This is a genomic window from Acetobacterium tundrae (genome assembly GCF_008086615.1).
Lineage (GTDB): Bacteria > Bacillota > Clostridia > Eubacteriales > Eubacteriaceae > Acetobacterium > Acetobacterium tundrae.
In genome coordinates this window covers 136357-154452 of the sequence record NZ_RXYB01000008.1, presented here as the reverse complement: position 1 = coordinate 154452, position 18096 = coordinate 136357, and the positions used below count along the sequence as shown (strand labels likewise).

The following is an 18096-nucleotide window of genomic DNA, read 5'->3' as shown; positions in this document are numbered from 1 at the left end:
CGGTGGGGTTGATAAAGGCATCATGTTTTTCAGCTGTGATGCCGGTCATTGGCTGGAACCAATGGGTAAAATGGGTGGCACCCAATTCCAGGGCCCAATCTTTCATGGCGTTGGCGACAACTTCAGCGACATTTTTTTCCAGCGGTAGATCTTCTTTCATTGTTTTAAGAAGAGAAGCGTAAATGTGCTTTGGCAGGCGTTTTCGCATGACACCTGAATTAAAAACTTTAGATCCAAAAATATCAGCTATATTTTCATGTGTAACATCTGGCACGTGAGTGTCCTCCTATATATTTATATTTTATTGAACAATTTAATCTTCATTTATTATAACATAAACGGCCCGGGTAAAAAACCGGTAAAGACAAAAAAAGATGCTAATAGAAGCGTACATGAACACTTCTATTAGCACCATTGCTAATTTGCATCGTAGATTAACTACTCTCTTTAAGTTGTCTTCATTATAAACCATTAGTCAGTAGCTTGTAAAGAAAGTTATTAAAGATTTTCATGTAAAGGTTCTCAAATTGCTAAAAGAGCAGGGAATGATTTACAAAAATGAAACCCTATTATATAATAATTGTAGATAATAATAGTAAAACTAAAAAGTACAATTGGAAAGGGAGAAAAAATGAGCGATAATATAAAAATTGAGGAAGAAAAACATATCAAGGTTCTGGATGCCCTATTGGGGGATGCGGATTTAATGATGGCGTTAAATGCGGCAGAAAATTTTGAGGCCGGCTATTTATTGGTGGCAGAAAAAGTACCTGGTTTAACCTTGGAAGAATTTACCGGATCGATGGAATTATTAAGACAGGTGATGATGGCTCAGATGGAGAAAACACCGGTACAATAGGCTGGGCAAATAATGTAAACAATATCATCGGGATTTTCAAAAATATGTGCAACAATTTGGACGCCTTTATGTTATAATATTCTGGGAAAAAATGATCCCATAAATTTCGAAAAAAGATTGATTTCTTGGTATTTGATTGAAAAAGCACTATTGATAACGTGCTTTTTAATCTGATGTATATAGTGGAAGGAATGAGAATAAATGTCGATTTCTGTATTAGTTGGCGCCCAATGGGGCGATGAGGGTAAAGGGAAAATGGTGGATTATTTCGCTAAACAATCGGATCTAATCGTTCGATTTCAAGGGGGAGATAATGCGGGACATACTGTTATTAATGACTACGGCGTTTTTAAGTTTCATTTAATACCATGTGGTATTTTTAATAAAGACTGCCAATGTTTGATTGGAACAGGAGTTGTTGTGAATCCTGATGTTTTACTCGAAGAAATGCAACAACTAACCGAAGCCAATATCAGTTTGGCGGGATTAAAAGTGTCGGCTAAAGCTCATATCCTGATGCCATATCATCAAAAACTGGATGAATTAATGGAAGTCAGTGGCGGTATTGGAACTACAAAGCGCGGCATTGGACAGGCATACGCCTACAAGGCCATGCGAAAAAGTTTGCGCTTTGAAGATTTGTTGAATCTGGAAAATGCCAAGAAAAAGCTGGCCGATATTATTCTGGTGGTGAACAAACAAATGAGTTCTTATGGTATTGAACCCTATACGGTTGCAGAACTTTTTGAGAAATGTGAAGCCTGGGCCAACAAAATCAGTCCCATGATTGTCAATCCGACCAGTTTTCTGCATGAGCGGATTGAAGCAGATAAGAACATTTTATTTGAAGGCCAGTTAGGGGCAATGAAAGATATCGATCTGGGAATATTCCCTTATGTTACCTCATCCAATCCGGTTGCCGCTTATGCGGCCGTGAGTGGCGGTTTCCCGGCAAAGAAAATAGATAAGGTTATTGGCGTGGCTAAAGCCTTTTCCAGCGCCGTCGGTGCGGGGCCGTTTCCAACCGAAGAGTTTGGCGGAACCATTGATATCCTGCGGGGCACCGGAGAAAAGCCCGATGATGAATTTGGCGCCCGAACAGGCCGTTCCCGTCGCCTGGGCTGGTTTGATATTCCGGTCTTAAAATACACCCATGCGATTAACGGATTTGATGAATTAGCTTTATGTAAAATAGATAAGCTGGATGATCTGCCGGTCATAAAGCTCTGTGTTGATTATAAATTAGATGGAAAAATCATCAAAGAATTTCCGAACACCGAGGATCTGGAACGGGTTGAACCGATTTACATCACCTTGCCCGGATGGCTGAGTGATACTTCAAAAATCCGTCGCATCGAAGACCTGCCGGAAAATGCCAAAAAATATATAAAAACAATCGAAGACTTGGTTGGAACGACCATTGCCTATGTCGGCGTTGGACCGAACCGAGAGGATTTAGCAATTCGATAAATGTGCTAATACGAAATACCTGGTTGCTTGCAATCAGGTATTTTTTGAAAATATAAAAAAACGGAGGTAAGATATGTCTTATTATAAAAGAGATAAGCGCGCCTGGCTGGTTTTATCAGACGGCAGCGTTTTTGAAGGCTATAATTTTGGGTGCGAAGGCACCACGATTGGAGAAATCGTCTTTACAACAGGAATGACAGGTTACCAGGAAGTGCTAACGGATCCATCTTATTATGGCCAAATTGTGCTGCAAACCTACCCTCTGATCGGAAATTACGGAATAAACAGTGACGATATGGAATCTGAAAAAAGTTGGGTCAATGGTTATATCACGAAGGAATGGTGCGAAGAACCGTCAAACTTCAGAAATGCCAAAAACATCAATGAATTTATGATCGAACAAGATAAAATTGGTATTTGGGATGTGGATACCCGCGCCATCACCCGGGTCATCCGTGAACACGGGACCATGAATGGCGCCATTACCACCGAAGCGTTTGAAAACAACAAAGAGGAACTGTTAGAAAAAATCCGCGCCTTTAAAGTGGTGGATCCGGTTCAGGCCGTTACCAGAAAGAACAAGGGCTGGTATTACAGTCAGGTTAACCGCGCAAATCATGTGGCGTTAATCGATTATGGCTATAAACATAATATCCGGCGGATGCTGCTGCGGTTGGGATGCAACGTGACGGTTATGCCCGCAAACACTACCATTGAAGAAATCCGGACCCTTAATCCCGATGGGATCATGCTGTCAAACGGACCGGGAGATCCGGCCGAAAACGTTCAAATCATTGAAAACCTGAAAGATTTTATTAATTACGGGAAACCCATTTTTGGCATTTGCCTGGGACATCAGTTGCTGGCTCTGGCTTTAGGCGGAGAAACCTTTAAACTTAAATATGGACACCGCGGTATGAATCAGCCGGTTAAGGATGTCACCCGGGATCGGGTCTTTATTACCAGTCAAAATCATGGCTTTGCCGTGGTATCGGAAAGTATTCCCGAAGCAGTGGGACAGGTTACCCATTTTAATTTGAATGATGGCACCTGTGAAGGCATCGAGTACAAAGATATTCATGCCTTCACCGTCCAATTCCATCCGGAAGCCAGTGCGGGACCAAACGATACCGGCTATTTATTTGAAAAATTTACCAATCTCATGGAAAGGGGGCAACAGGGATGCCTTTAAGAAGCGATGTAAAACGCGTGCTCGTGATCGGGTCAGGGCCAATTATTATTGGCCAGGCGGCGGAATTTGATTATGCCGGAACGCAGGCCTGTAAGGCTTTAAAAAAACTGGGACTGGAAGTCATTCTGGTTAATTCAAATCCGGCCACCATTATGACCGATAAGATTATGGCCGATAAGGTTTATATTGAGCCGTTAACGCTGACCGTCATCAGACGGATTATTTTAATGGAAAAACCGGATAGTATTCTTTCCACGATCGGTGGACAAACCGGTTTAACCCTATCGATGCAGCTGGCCAAAGAAGGCTTTTTAGAGGCTCATGACGTCAAGCTGCTGGGCGCCAATCTGGAAACCATTGAAAAAGCGGAAGACCGTCAGGCCTTTAAAGATATGATGCAGGAAATCGGGGAACCCTGTATTCCGTCCGAAGTGGTGACAACCGTTGAGGCGGCCGTCGCTTTTGCCTTAAACATGGGTTACCCGGTAATTGTCAGACCGGCCTTTACTCTGGGCGGCACCGGCGGCGGGATTGTCAACAACCAGAAAGAGCTGGAAGAAGTAGCGACGAATGGCTTGCGACTGTCCCCGATTACCCAAATCTTGGTTGAAAAGGGCATTGCCGGCTGGAAAGAAATCGAGTTTGAAGTCATGCGGGATGCCAAAGGGAACGTCATCACCGTCTGCAGTATGGAAAACCTCGACCCGGTGGGCATTCATACCGGGGATTCCATCGTAGTCGCCCCCTGTCAGACCTTAAGTGATAAAGAATTCCAAATGCTGCGGACTTCAGCCCTGAAAATCATTTCTGCCTTAAAGGTTGAGGGTGGTTGCAATTGCCAGTTTGCGCTCAATCCGCAAAACTTTAATTATGCGGTCATCGAGGTCAATCCACGGGTTTCCCGTTCCTCGGCATTGGCCTCAAAAGCGACCGGATATCCCATCGCCAAGGTTGCCAGCCAGATTGCCGTCGGGTTTTCCCTTGATGAAATCATCAACGAGGTAACTGGAACCACGACGGCCTGTTTTGAACCGGCCCTCGATTATATTGTGGTGAAATTTCCGCGCTGGCCGTTTGATAAATTTGTCTATGCCAAACGGACCCTTGGCACTCAAATGAAAGCGACCGGAGAAATCATGGCAATTGGATCAAGCTTTGAACATGCCATGATGAAAGCCATCCGCTCCATCGAATTAGGCTTTGAGACATTGTCAATCGATAAACTGGTACAGTCCACCGATGCTGAAATTATGGCAATGCTGGGCGATTCCGATGATGAGCGCTGCTTTGTTGTTTATGAAGCCATCAAAAGAGGGGTATCGCTGGATACAATCTTTAACATTACCAAAATAGATAAATGGTTTTTGGACAAGCTGCGTCATTTAGCCATCATGGAAAAAGACCTGGCCACCAAAGGATTAACCGAAGAGCGTGTGTGTGTGGCCCGGGAAATCGGCTTTCTGGATAAAACGATCGAAGCATTATCCGGAGCGTCGATTCAGGAAGCGACAAAAACGTATGCTTCCTTTAAAATGGTTGATACCTGTGCAGGCGAATTCGCCGCCCAGACACCTTATTTTTATTCTACCCGGGATAAAGAAAATGAAGCCGCGTTGTTTATTGAAGAGCATCCCTCCGACAAAAAAAGAATTCTGGTGCTGGGATCCGGTCCGATTCGGATCGGCCAGGGGATTGAGTTTGACTATTGTTCCGTGCATTGTTCATGGGCATTAAGAGAAATGGGCTATGAATCGATTTTAATCAACAATAATCCGGAAACCGTGTCCACCGATTATGACACCTCCGATCGGCTTTATTTTGAACCATTGACCCAGGAAGATGTCCGCTCCGTTGTTGAAACAGAAAAACCCGTTGGCGCCATCGTTCAGTTTGGCGGACAAACCGCCATCAAACTGACCCGCTATCTCGAGGAAATGGGCGTGCCGGTATTGGGAACATCGCCGGCTAACGTTGATGCGGCGGAAGATCGGGAAGTCTTCGATCAGCTGCTGGAAAAATGTCAGATTCCCAGACCGCAGGGCGAAACCGTGTTTACCACCGAAGACGGTGTGGAAGTCGCCAATCGATTGGGCTTTCCGGTACTGCTGCGGCCATCCTATGTTTTAGGCGGTCAGAACATGATTATTGCCTATGAAGAAGAGGATGTTGTCGAATACATGAACATCATCACGACGCATGAGCTGGAAAATCCTGTCTTGATTGATAAATATCTGATGGGCAAAGAAGTGGAAGTGGATGCCATCAGCGATGGCGAAAACTACCTGATTCCGGGGATTATGGAACATATCGAAAGAGCCGGGGTTCATTCCGGCGATTCGATTTCCGTTTATCCGCCCCAGACGCTGGATGAAGAGACGAAGCAAACCATTGTCGATTATACCGGGCGGTTGGTAAAGGCCCTCGACATTATCGGTATGGTCAATATTCAATATGTCATTTACAAAGGCAAAGTTTACGTGATTGAAGTCAATCCCCGTTCGTCACGGACGGTTCCCTATATTTCAAAAGTCACGGATATTCCGATGGTGAACCTGGCCACTAAAATGATGCTAGGAGAAAAACTGGTTGATTTAGGCTATACCCCGGGGCTGTATCCGGAAGGCGATTACGTGGCCGTGAAAGTACCGGTATTCAGTTTTGCCAAGCTCCAGGATGTGGATACCCAATTGGGACCGGAAATGAAATCCACCGGCGAGGTTCTGGGGGTGGCAAAAACCTTTGCGGATGCCCTCTACAAAGGCTTGGTGGCCTCAGGAAGCAAAATGGAACGCTCCGGGGGCGTAATCCTGACGGTTAAAGACCGGGATAAAGAACCGATCATTGCGATTGGCCGTCAATTCCACGAAATGGGCTTTACCATTTACGGAACCGTGGGCACCGCGCTGATTCTCAACGAGAACAATATTCCCACCAAGGTGGTCCGCCGCATGTCGGAAGGCGAACCGAATATCGGCACCCTGTTAGAAAGCGGAAAAATCAATTACGTGATTTCCACCTCAACCAAAGGGCGCATGCCGCTAAACGATAGTGTTCGGATGCGGCGCAAATCGGTGGAAAGCTCAATCAGCTTGCTGACTTCTCTGGATACCGCCCAGGCCTTGCTGGACTGCCTGAAATCCAATCGAACCATGGAGAAAATTGATTTAGTGAATATCAAGGATATCCGTTAAGAACGTAAATTAAACGTGTTGGTGCGATGCATGAACTGGGGAACTAAACTTGTAGGGGCGATCCATGATCGCCCGAAAACGCAATGCCGGAAGCAGCTGTTGCGGGCGGGTAATACCCGCCCCTACGGTATCCGGCATTACGCAATTTGCAGGACAGCAAACATAAATTTGAAAACTATATCGATATTTAACCCTTTTTATCAAAAGAACTTATTCAATTACATTGAATAAGTTCTTTTGATTTGATAGAATAAAAACAATCGTTTTAAAACGAAAAATTTGAATCGTAAAAAGAACAATGATAGAAAATAACAGCAAAGCAACAGAAGGGATAGGAGATGAAAGCAAAATTCAATATCACGAAAATCAGTATTATTGCTATTCTCGTTGTTGCGCTATTTTTTGGAGCGAGTTATTATTACATAGCCGTTATCAACAGAGAATTGAAAGCAGAAACGCTTTTATATCTTTCGGAAGTCGGCAATCAGGGCGTGGAGCTGGTTGAATCCAAGACGAACAATCAGATCGAAAATTTGAAAACAACGGCAAGAATGATTCAGGCCAGCGGCAATTTTAATCAGGATCAGATGGTCAATCTGATCAAACTTCAGGCCCAAAAAAGCGATTATAAACGGATGGCGATTGCCCTTCCCAACGGAGTGGTGATTACGACTGATGGAATAGAACGCAATATCAGCGGACGGGTCTATTTTCAGGAGGCACTGGCCGGAAAATCAGTGATTTCGGAAACCATTACGGATTATATCGACGGAAAAAAGATTAATGCCTATGCAACACCAATATATAATGGCAATGACGTCGCGGCTGTTCTTGTGGCGACCGTAGAAACCGAAAGTTTTAAAGAATTCCTCGGCGTGAACACTTTTAATAATCAAGGGTATTCGTTTATCGTAAAAGCAAACGGGGATGAAGTGGTCGGATCCCTTCATCCCAACAGTGTCGGAGATTTTAACAACATGTTTGATGTTTTAGGAAAGGCTGAGTTTAGCGGAGGGGATAGCCTGGAAACCCTGAAAGCAAAGATGGAAAAGGGCGAAAGTGGAAGTTATATCAGCAAATATAACGGCCTGGAGCGGTATACCGTATATGAACCACTGACCATCAGCGATTGGTATATGATGACGGTTGTCCCCACGCGGGTTGTGAATGTCCAAACGATGAAAATCCTTGAATCAGCATCTTTTCTGATTGTTATCGCTTTGATTGCGATCAGTCTGTTGTTTTTGATCATTTTAATTTTTCAGAACCGCTCAAAAAATAAATTGGCAAAAATTGCTTTTGAAGACGAAGTAACCGGAGGAAATAACTGGCAGAAATTCAAATTGGAAGCGACGGAAATGCTGGAAAAAAATGACCAGCGAAGCTATGTTTTGCTGACCTTTGACATTGATCAGTTTCGGTTTATCAATGAAGCCTATGGTCTTGATCGTGGCAACGAACTCCTTAAACTGATTATGGATATCTTGAAAGCCAATCTGGGTAAAAATGAAACCTGCGCCCGGGTGTCGGCGGACCATTTTGTGATATTTTGCGGTGGGCTAAGCCATGGGAAAATCACCCAGCGAATCAGAAATTTCATTCGTATTTTAAACGCCGAAAAAGAAGTGTTGAAGATCAAAGAAAAAATTATTTGTCATTTTGGAATTTACATAATTGAAAATGAAACAAAAGATTTGGAAAAAATTAGAGAAAAAGCGAATATGGCCAGAATTGCCGCGAAAAGATCGGAAAACGGTGCATGGTTTTTTTATTCCGATGCCTTTCGAAAAATAATTGAGGATGAAAAAGAAATCATTGACAGCATGGACGAAGCCCTGAATAATAATGAGTTTGAAATGTATCTACAGCCGAAGTACAATCTGCACACCGATGAATTCTGCGGTTGTGAAGCGCTGGTTCGTTGGAATCATCCCCAAAAGGGTTTGCGAAGTCCAGTCGCGTTTATTCCGATTTTCGAACAAACCGGGTTCATTAGAAAACTGGATATGTTCATGATCGAAGCAGCCTGCAAGATCCTCAAACACTGGGAAGAAAACGGTTTTCCGGAAATGACAGTTTCCGTGAATATTTCTCGGAAGAACCTGCATCAATCTGATTTCACTCAAAAAGTGCTGAAAATTACCGATGACTATCGCATAAAAAAACACTGTCTGGAGATGGAAATAACCGAATCCGTTATTTTTGAAGACCTTGAGCGGATGATTGAAGTCGGTAAAAACTTCCGGGATGATGGCTTTAAAATATCGATGGATGACTTCGGCTCAGGGTACTCGTCCATCAATCTGTTGGAAACCCTGCCATTGGATACCATCAAGATCGATCAGGGCTTTTTTAAAGACAATCTCAAAAATGAACGGACCCAAATTGTCGTAAAAGCGATGATTGAGTTAATTAAACAACTGGGCATGACCGTTGTTGCCGAAGGCATTGAGACCAAAGAAGAGGTTGATATTTTAAGAAAACTGAATTGCGATATCATTCAAGGCTATTATTATGGAAAACCGATGACGGTTGGTGATTTCGAAGAAATGGTTTTTAAGAAATAAGCGGACCTGAAATTGTTAAAATGATGCTAATAATATCTGCTTGAGTGACGAGGAAAAGAGGGGAAAATGGAAACAAAAAATATTCGCATTGGTGATGTCCTGAAAAATGCCGGGTTTATCAGAGAAGAACAGCTTCAGGAGGCGCTGGCTTATCAGAAAATTGATAAAAGCAAACGGCTGGGAGCGATTCTGGTGGATTATGGCTATGTAACAGAAGCCCAGCTGCTCCAGGCTTTGTCGCAGCGCCTTAATGTGGAGGTTCTGGATCTTAACGAGACCATGATCAACCTGGATGCAGCCGGGAAAATCCCCCAGAATATGGCGGTTAAGTATACGCTTATTCCCATCAGCGAAGAAAACAACCGGCTGCTGGTGGCGATGAACGATCCCCTGGATTTTTATGCCATGGAAGACGTCCGCCTGATTACCAACATGCCCATTGATGTGGTGCTGGCCACCAAGGAAGTGATCCTGGAGACCATCCACAATGCCTACACCGAAATTGAAGCCAAAAAGGCGGCGACAGTGGCGAATGAAACGGTGGGCGGTACCAGTATTTCTTTTGTGGAAGAAATTACCACCAATGATAAGGATGCACCGATTGTCAATCTGGTCAATTCGGTGCTGTTAAAAGGCTATAGCGCCGGAGCCAGTGATATCCATATCGAACCGTTTGAGAATGAAACGATCATTCGGATGCGGATCGATGGTTTGATTGTAGAGTATCTGACGCTGGAACCAAATTTGCATCAATCGCTGGTGGCCCGCATTAAAATACTGTCGAATCTGGATATTGCAGAACGACGTTCCCCTCAGGACGGACACTTTCGGGTGCGCATCGACAAGGTCGACATGAACATCCGAACCTCCAGTATTCCGACGATTTATGGGGAAAAAATGGTGCTTCGTTTTTTAAACATGAACACCGCCCTGGATCATGCCGAACAGTTTGGAATGACCCCTGAAGATTACGAAAAAATGCTGCAGGTGCTTAAAAGTCCCCATGGGGTGATCTACATCACCGGCCCGACCGGCAGCGGAAAAACAACGACACTGTATATGCTGCTGGAAATGCTGAGTAAAAATGCCGTCAATATTGCCACCATTGAAGATCCGGTGGAAAAAAATCTGGCCAATATCAACCAGACGCAGGTGAATATTTTGGCCGGGCTGACCTTTGAGTCCGGATTGCGCTCGATTTTACGGCAGGACCCGGATATTATCATGGTCGGTGAAACCCGTGATAATGAAACGGCTTCCATTGCCGTCCGTTCAGCCATCACCGGCCATCTGGTATTATCCACCATTCATACCAACGACGCGGTTTCCACCATCGCGCGGCTGGAGGATATGGGCGTGGAGCCCTATATGGTTGCCAATTCCCTAACCGGAGTAGTGGCGCAGCGGCTGGTCAAAAAGATCTGCAATAATTGCCGGGAAGCCTATCAAGCGTCGGATATCGAGCGAGAACTGTTAAATGACGAGTCCGTCACGACACTCTATCGAGGACGCGGCTGTCATCTCTGCAACCACACCGGCTACAAAGGACGAACCGCGATTCATGAAATACTGGCCGTCGATAAAACGATTCGAACCATGATTTCCCGAAAAGAGCCCACGGAAAATATCTATGACTATGTGGAACAAAACCAGAAGCTGATTCCACTGCGAAAAAGCGTGGAGCAGCTGACGAAAAGCGGCGTGACCACGATGGAAGAATTCCTGAAATTATCATATTATGTGGAATAGGGGAGAAAAATGAAGACAAGCTTTTTAGACTTGGTGAACTACGGCCGTCGAAACGATTGTTCCGACATCCATTTGTCCCGCGAGCTGCCCCCGGTGTTTCGTAAAAACGGACAATTGTATCAAAGTGATTTTGAGCACAATCCCGAGCTGATTGAAGAGCTGATTTTCTCCATCCTCGACCCGGCAGAACTCAAACTCCTCCGCGCCGGGGATGATCTGGATTTCTGCCATGTGACCCCGGAAGGCCTCAGACAGCGGGTGAATATTTACAAACAACAGGGCAGCTACGCTGCCGCTGTGCGGCTGCTGAACGATACCATCCCGAGTTTTGAAGATCTTAAGCTGCCTCCGATTATGAGAAAGCTGGCCAATGAGCCGCGCGGCCTGATTTTGATTACCGGCCCCACCGGCAGCGGGAAATCCACCACCTTGGCGGCGATGATCGATTATATCAATACCAACAAGGCCCTGCATATTCTGACCGTGGAGAACCCGGTGGAATACAAACACGAACACAAAAAAAGCATCGTCCATCAGCGCGAGGTCGGGATGGATGTGCCTTCCTTTGCCGGCGCGCTGCGGTCCTCCCTGCGAGAAGACCCCGACGTTATTCTGGTGGGCGAAATGCGCGACTTCGAAACCATTTCGGCCGCCGTCACCGCCGCCGAAACCGGCCATCTGGTTTTATCCACCCTGCATACCATCGGGGCGGCCAATACCATTGACCGGATCATCGATGTCTTTCCCCCCTACAGCCAGCAGCAGATTAGAACTCAGCTTTCCAGCATTTTAAAAGGTGTCGTCACCCAGCAGCTGGTGCCGCTGGCAAACGGCCAGGGCCGTATGGCGGCGCTGGAGGTGCTGATTGGTACCGACGCGGTTTTAAACCTGATTCGCGACAGCAAGACCCATCAGCTGGCATCGGTGATGCAAACCGGCGGCCGGGACGGCATGCGAACCCTGAATTCCGATCTGGCCAGGCTGGTCAAAGAGCAGCAGATTACCTACGACATCGGTTTGGAGTGGGCCAGCGACAAGCAGGAGTTCAACCAGTATTTCGGGAAGTGAGCAAGAGGGAGCTATGGTGCAAAGCTCGCACTCCTTCGTTTTTCAGGCGAATGTTCCAAGGTAAAGAACAAGGCGAAATATTGCCAGAATTAACTAATATTAATGCAGGTTTAACTTGACTTTAAAATAGATGTAACATAGAATAAGTTACAAATAAGCTGCAAATTTACAATATGAGGCATAACAAGTGAAAGCTTGCGACGCAAAGCTACAGGGTCTAAGTTTGGTGGAGGACATCAGGATAGGATAGCCAGCTGCCACACAAGGTGTGGCTTTTTTTGACCAAAAATTTAAACGAGCTTAAACAAAAATCAAGAAAAAAGCCGGACAACTGAGCAAATCGGGTGTCGGCAAAAAAACATTAAGATCAATAAACGATCTGGTTAACCGATGATAGATTATGAATCGCCTCGTGGCGCAGGTGATATTATAGATTTTTTAAATTTTAATAATATAAGGGAGAAAAGTAGATGGAATTCATTAACAGAATGCGGAAAGACAAAAAAGGGTTTACCCTGATTGAAATTATTGTGGTGCTGGTGATTTTGGCGATTTTAGCAGCGTTCATGATACCAAGTATGTTGGGATTTGTGGGGGATGCAAAAAAGAAAGCGGCAGTTGCTGAACAGAGAGAAGTTTATGTAGCCGCACAGGCAATAGCAACGGAACAATTTGGAAAAAATGGAAATACAACTGGAGCAACAAACCTTGGTATGAGCACTATTACTTCACCTGCAACTGATTCAGTAGCTACTAATTTAGGATCAGCAGCTTGCAAAAGCTCAGCTACTGGTGCTGCTTTGGAGATGTATAATTATTTAAATAAAGATATTACACCTGGTACTGGACTAACAAGTTCAGATGGTTCATTATGGACTGTAAGTGTTGATGCCAATGGAAAAGTGACAAAAGTAACTTACAAAAAAGGTGGACTACAATTAGATGATTTATCACCTAGTTCAGCTGTGAATTAATTAAATAGATCCTACCGCCCTATGCGCCATAGGGTAACATCTCCCTACCAGCGCAGACCCGATGATGGGTCTGCGCTGGTAGGGAGATGTTTAAATTTGAGCAAGGATCAGCAGCTTAATCTGATGTTAAATTCTAGTTTTTACCTTCAGTAATAAGGAATGATTTCGGGGAATGTGTTATAATGAATCCAATTAAAAATTATCAATATGCCCCCCGGGACAATCAGCCGGTCGGTTTCAGCCGGGGCTTCGCGCTGGCGGTGGTATCTCTGCTCCTGGTGGCGGCCTTGGTGGTGGGCGGTCTTGTTTTTTCGTCCCGCAACAGCACGTATGCCGCCAATGCTCAGTTGGTGTATATGGCCGCGACGGCGAAAGCGATAGAATTTGAAGCTTTGGGGCATTATCATGTTCCGGTTCAGGCGGATCTGGTGGCACTCATCGGAGATGATGTGAATGAGGGGGCTGTTATTCAGGTTGTGGATGAAAATAATGACGCCACCATTGATTACATCATTTACAGCAAAAGCGGCTTAACCACAAAATATTCACCCGGAAAAACCGACGCTGCAAAAACATCAAAGTAAATGGCTTGGACCGGTATGAAAGGAACTAATTTTTTATGAACGATAACGTTGCAGTTGCACTTATAAATTTCATTCTCTATCTCTACATCTTTGTGTTCGGAGCGGTCATCGGCAGCTTTCTCAATGTGGTCATCTATCGGGTGCCTAAAGAGATTTCTATTGCCAAAGGCCGCTCCTTCTGTCCCAAATGCGGCGCCCAAATCAAAGGCTACCACAACATCCCGGTTTTCAGCTATCTCTGGTTGCGCGGGAAATGTGCGGACTGCGGGGAAAAGATTTCGCCGCGATACCCGCTGATTGAGCTTTTTACCGGCGCTTTGGCCGTTCTGGTACTGTGGATTTTCGGCTTTTCCTTACAGTGGATCGTGGTTTTTACAGTTGGAGCGATGCTGATCTGCATCACCATGATCGATTTCGATACGATGACCATTCCCAACGGACTGGTCATCGCCCTGATGGTGCCGGCACTGGTGTCCTTTTTCTGCTTTCCCCAGGTGGAGCTGCTGTCCCGAGTCATCGGCATGGTGGTTGTCAGCCTGCCGATGCTGGTGATGATCCTCTTTATCGGTGAGGCCTTCGGCGGCGGGGATATCAAGCTGATGGCGGTGGCCGGATTTCTGCTGGGATGGCCAAATACCCTGCTAGCAACCTTTATCGGTCTGGTCCTTGGCGGGGTGGTGGCGGTTAGTCTGCTGGCTAAAAAAACGAAGGACAAACACATGGCTTTTGGCCCCTATTTATGTATCGGAATCATGACCGCTTTGTTGGCTGGCGATGCAATAATTAAGTGCTATTTAAGTCTGTTTGGGTTATAATACCGTTAAGATAAATTCCAATGATGGAGGGCTTCATGCCGGTTTATAAATATACAGCAAAAAATTTACAATCCGAGGTCATCCATGGCACCATGGAGGCATCTGATGCCGACGTGGTGCGTCGAAACCTGCGGAAAAATAATGAGTTTACAACAAAAATAAAAGAAGTTCAGGAAACGAAGAAGCCTTACAAATTAAAACCGATGGAAATTTCCGATTTCTCCAGACAGATTGCCAGTATGCTGTCTTCAGGAATTACGATGATACGTGCTATTAAAATCATGGAAGAGCGGGACATCAAGCCGGCGATTAAAAAAGTCTATGGCATTTTGTATCAGGAAATTCAGCGTGGCAATACCTTGTCCGATGCTATGGAATCAACAAACGGGGCCTTCCCTCTGTTGCTGATTAATATGTATAAATCTGGTGAGGCCAGCGGTCAAATGGAGGGCACGGCCCGAAAAATGGCGGATCATTACGAAAAGGAACATAAACTCCGGGGAAAAATAAAAAGCACCATGACTTATCCGGCGATTCTTTTTGTGGTCACCATTTTGGTGGTACTTTTAATTTTTACATTGATTCTGCCACAGTTCTTTACCTTATTTAAAGGGATTCAGCTCCCGGCCATTACCCAGTTCATGATCAATATCAGCAATTCACTGACCTCTTACTGGATTTTTTATTTGATCGGAGCACTCGTCATTGTTGCCTTGGTTTCATTTTTATTAACGGTTCCCAAAGTGAAGCTGCTTTTAGATCAGCTGAAATTGAAAATACCAAAAGTTGGCAAACTGATGAAGATTGTTTACACGGCACGTTTTGCCAGAACCCTGAGCTCTCTTTATTCCAGCGGCCTGGCGATGATTACTGCGTTGACCATCAGTGGGGATACCATCGGCAACACCTATTTGCAGTCCCAGTTTCCCAAAGCCATTGAACAGGTGCGAAATGGTGAGCCTTTGTCAGCAGCGATTCACACCATCAACGGCTTCGATGCCAAATTGGTGGCCACCATCTATATTGGCGAAGAATCCGGAAAACTGGATGAAATGCTGGAAGACGTGGCAGATGCTTTTGATTATGAAGCAGAGATGGCCACGACTCAGTTGGTCACATTTATTGAACCGATTATGATTATTATTATGGCAGTCATGGTTGGCGGTATCATGCTGTCAGTGATGTTGCCAATTTTAACTTTATACCAAAACGTCGGATAGGAAGGCTTTTTATGCAGACAATTGTATTTTTTTCAAATGATGGCATCCAGGTCGTCCAGGGGACGATGAAGGGTGGACAGCTGACGATTCAGCATTTTAAAACACTGCCGGTGGAAGCCGGCGCTCTCATTAATGGTGTCATTACCAATGAGGAAGCCATCAGACAAACTCTCTCCGACGCGTTGGCTGAGAATCCCGGTTTGTTTATCAACATGAAACTGGTGATCGAGAGCAGTTTAATTGCGAGCAAAAATGTGGAGGTTCCCCGGCTGAAACCGAAGGAGCTGGCAGCACTAACAGCCACTGAGCTTGAAGACACCGCCGGAAATTATGAAGAGTTGGTGGTGGATTATTCAAATATTCCCGGACCGAACGGGAACAACCTGTTCTGTTGTGGCGTGGAAAAGCGGGTAATTGAGTCTTATCTGGCGTTGTTTGAAAGTCTGAAAATCAGGGTACTGAGCATTGATGTGGGACTGAATGCTATTATTCAATATGTTTCCGGAACTAAAGACTACAAGGGCATAACCCTGGCGATTAACATCCTGGACGGGAGAGATTTATTATCGATATTATTTGAAAATGGCCTTTATATTTTTTCAACCCGCTCCCGTCTAATGTCGGAACGCGGCACCGATGCTTTTGCGGACGAACTGTCGGCAAAGCTTTCATCGCTAATCCAATTCAACAAGTCTCAAAAATCCGAATATTCCTTGAATATCAGCTTATATGCCGGCCTGGATGAATTTGAATTAAATTCGTTGAAAAATCTGGTGTTTGACCCGGATCTTTCGTTATTCATTATCCCCCAAACCCGCAACATAAAAGAGCTGTTTGAGATTGATGAAACTTTTGATTTTGGAAAATTTATTTATCCCATTGCGTCGTTTTTCACGGGAACCAAAGTCATTAATCTCTTGACCGCCTATAAAAAAAGCCTGGTGGTTAAAAAGGAACGACACTTTGAAAATAAAGCCCTGGCAATACCCATTGTTATGGCGGTGATTTTTTTAATTGTTTTTTCGACCTTCTATCTGCTACAGATGAGTGCCCAGAAAAAACTGGATGCGAGCAACGCCTATATCAGTGATACCACGAATCAGCAGCAATATCTGGAAGCGAAAAATTTAACCGATGCCGTTGAGGGAATCAATTCACAGGTATCTGACGTGGAGATGATCAATACCGCCGTTAACAGCAACCCCAAGCTGGTTTCGGATAAGCTGACGCATCTGGCGACCCTGTGCAACAGTGTGATTACCTTAAACAGTATGACGTATGACGGCGAAACCGGCGGTGTCAGCATCGCCGCAACCGCCAACAGTGTCCAGGAAGCAGCTAGTTATGTGGAACGATTAAGAGCCACGGAGTACTTTGTCCAGGTGGATTATAACGGCTATTCCAAGGCGACCGCAACTTCTGGAACAACGACTTCGGGAATGGCCGGTACCGCGGGCACTACCTTTACTGGTTACAACTTTACAGTGCAGGCTTATTTGAAGGCGGGTGATCAACAATGAAAAAACTGACACGACGGGAAAAATTGTTGATCTATATTTTGATCTGTTTTGCGATTGGCTCAGGAGGCATCTATTTTGTGGCGATACCATGCTATCAACGTTACGCAGTTGTTGACGATCAGGCAACAGAGGCAGGATATACCCAACAGACCATGGAAATGGCGATTAACAGTATCCCGGTCACGATGACGGCTCAGGATGCTGCCAAGGCAAAACTGGCGGCAGTCAAGGGGCCCTTTTCTGCTCATCTGCCCAATGAAGGAATTGATGCGCTGCTGACACAGCTGTGCCTGAGTTATAATCTGGCCCCGACTTCCCTGGCCATTGAGAGCAACGCCATGCAGGAGCTGCTGTTTTTTGAAGCTTACTCCGGCGACGCGACTGGGGCAGGTGGTACCACGGGGACGAGTTCAACAACCGGATCGAACACGACAACGGGCACAAGTTCAACAACGGGTTCAAACACGACAGCCGGGACGAGTTCAACAACGGGTTCAAACACTACAGCCGGCACAAGCACAACCACCGGTTCGAACACAACAACGGACACGAGTTCAACAACCGGTGCAAGCACAACCGGGAGTTCAAGCACGACAACGGGAACATCAACCGGTTCATCAACCTGGACAAGCGTGGTAACGATGGCACTGACCGGAACCCAAACAAACTTTTATCAGTTGCTGGATGCCGTGGCCGCCCGGCCGGATATGATTATTTCCAGTTTTACCATTGCCCCGGCAACCACGACAACCACCGTATCCAGTGTCACCAATTCATCCAGCACGACCAGTTCCTATACCGGATGGACACCGGTGCTGGATGGCGGAAATATTACCATCAGCGTTACCTTTGAGGTTTATATGGTGGATAAATAGAATATCAGATGA

General features: G+C 45.3%; 14 protein-coding genes and 1 riboswitch. Of the genes, 13 read left to right on the top strand and 1 reads right to left on the bottom strand.

Translation table 11 applies throughout. From position 1 onward, the window contains the following. A partial coding sequence (locus tag FZC40_RS08620) for a glutamine synthetase III domain-containing protein (RefSeq protein ID WP_243135786.1) occupies positions 1–208 on the bottom strand: 208 nt, incomplete at its 3' end. 423 nt (positions 209–631) lie between these two features. Here FZC40_RS08620 and FZC40_RS08615 point away from each other — a divergent pair. The 13 genes from FZC40_RS08615 (at position 632) to FZC40_RS08555 (ending at position 18084) form a co-directional block, all read left to right on the top strand. Beyond that, positions 632–859 carry a hypothetical protein gene (locus FZC40_RS08615; protein ID WP_148603493.1) on the top strand — a complete coding sequence of 76 codons (228 nt, stop codon included), beginning with the start codon at positions 632–634 and terminating at the stop codon, positions 857–859. A 201-nt stretch (positions 860–1060) separates the two neighbouring features. Next, positions 1061–2329: an adenylosuccinate synthase gene (locus FZC40_RS08610; RefSeq protein ID WP_148603492.1), complete on the top strand. Its 1269-nt coding sequence runs from the start codon at positions 1061–1063 to the stop codon at positions 2327–2329. Positions 2330–2402: 73 nt separating this feature from the next. Further along, on the top strand, positions 2403–3521 hold the full coding sequence (gene carA / locus FZC40_RS08605; protein WP_148603491.1) for a glutamine-hydrolyzing carbamoyl-phosphate synthase small subunit: 1119 nt from the start codon (positions 2403–2405) through the stop codon (positions 3519–3521). Further along, entirely contained in the window at positions 3512–6712 is a 3201-nt protein-coding gene (carB, locus tag FZC40_RS08600) for a carbamoyl-phosphate synthase large subunit (RefSeq protein WP_148603490.1), read from the top strand. Before carA ends, carB begins: the two co-directional genes overlap by 10 nt. A 338-nt stretch (positions 6713–7050) precedes the next feature. Beyond that, positions 7051–9279, top strand: coding sequence for a bifunctional diguanylate cyclase/phosphodiesterase (locus tag FZC40_RS08595; protein WP_148603489.1), 2229 nt, complete (start codon positions 7051–7053; stop codon positions 9277–9279). Positions 9280–9345: 66 nt separating this feature from the next. Further along, positions 9346–11028, top strand: coding sequence for a GspE/PulE family protein (locus FZC40_RS08590; RefSeq protein ID WP_148603488.1), 1683 nt, complete (start codon positions 9346–9348; stop codon positions 11026–11028). Between the two features lie 9 nt (positions 11029–11037). Beyond that, on the top strand, positions 11038–12096 hold the full coding sequence (locus FZC40_RS08585) for a type IV pilus twitching motility protein PilT (RefSeq protein WP_148603487.1): 1059 nt from the start codon (positions 11038–11040) through the stop codon (positions 12094–12096). A 167-nt stretch (positions 12097–12263) separates the two neighbouring features. Next, a riboswitch (cyclic di-GMP riboswitch) is annotated at positions 12264–12358 on the top strand. 208 nt (positions 12359–12566) lie between these two features. Beyond that, positions 12567–13070, top strand: coding sequence for a type II secretion system protein (locus tag FZC40_RS08580; protein ID WP_148603486.1), 504 nt, complete (start codon positions 12567–12569; stop codon positions 13068–13070). A gap of 182 nt (positions 13071–13252) precedes the next feature. Then, positions 13253–13654, top strand: a complete 402-nt coding sequence (locus FZC40_RS08575; RefSeq protein ID WP_148603485.1) for a hypothetical protein — start codon at positions 13253–13255, stop codon at positions 13652–13654. A 35-nt stretch (positions 13655–13689) separates the two neighbouring features. Continuing rightward, positions 13690–14469 carry a prepilin peptidase gene (locus tag FZC40_RS08570; RefSeq protein WP_148603484.1) on the top strand — a complete coding sequence of 260 codons (780 nt, stop codon included), beginning with the start codon at positions 13690–13692 and terminating at the stop codon, positions 14467–14469. Positions 14470–14504: 35 nt separating this feature from the next. After that, positions 14505–15689, top strand: a complete 1185-nt coding sequence (locus FZC40_RS08565; protein WP_148603483.1) for a type II secretion system F family protein — start codon at positions 14505–14507, stop codon at positions 15687–15689. A gap of 11 nt (positions 15690–15700) precedes the next feature. Then, positions 15701–17209, top strand: a complete 1509-nt coding sequence (gene pilM / locus FZC40_RS08560) for a type IV pilus biogenesis protein PilM (RefSeq protein ID WP_148603482.1) — start codon at positions 15701–15703, stop codon at positions 17207–17209. Continuing rightward, positions 17206–18084 carry a hypothetical protein gene (locus FZC40_RS08555; RefSeq protein WP_148603481.1) on the top strand — a complete coding sequence of 293 codons (879 nt, stop codon included), beginning with the start codon at positions 17206–17208 and terminating at the stop codon, positions 18082–18084. The genes pilM and FZC40_RS08555 overlap by 4 nt, the downstream gene beginning before the upstream one ends. Positions 18085–18096: the final 12 nt, after the last annotated feature.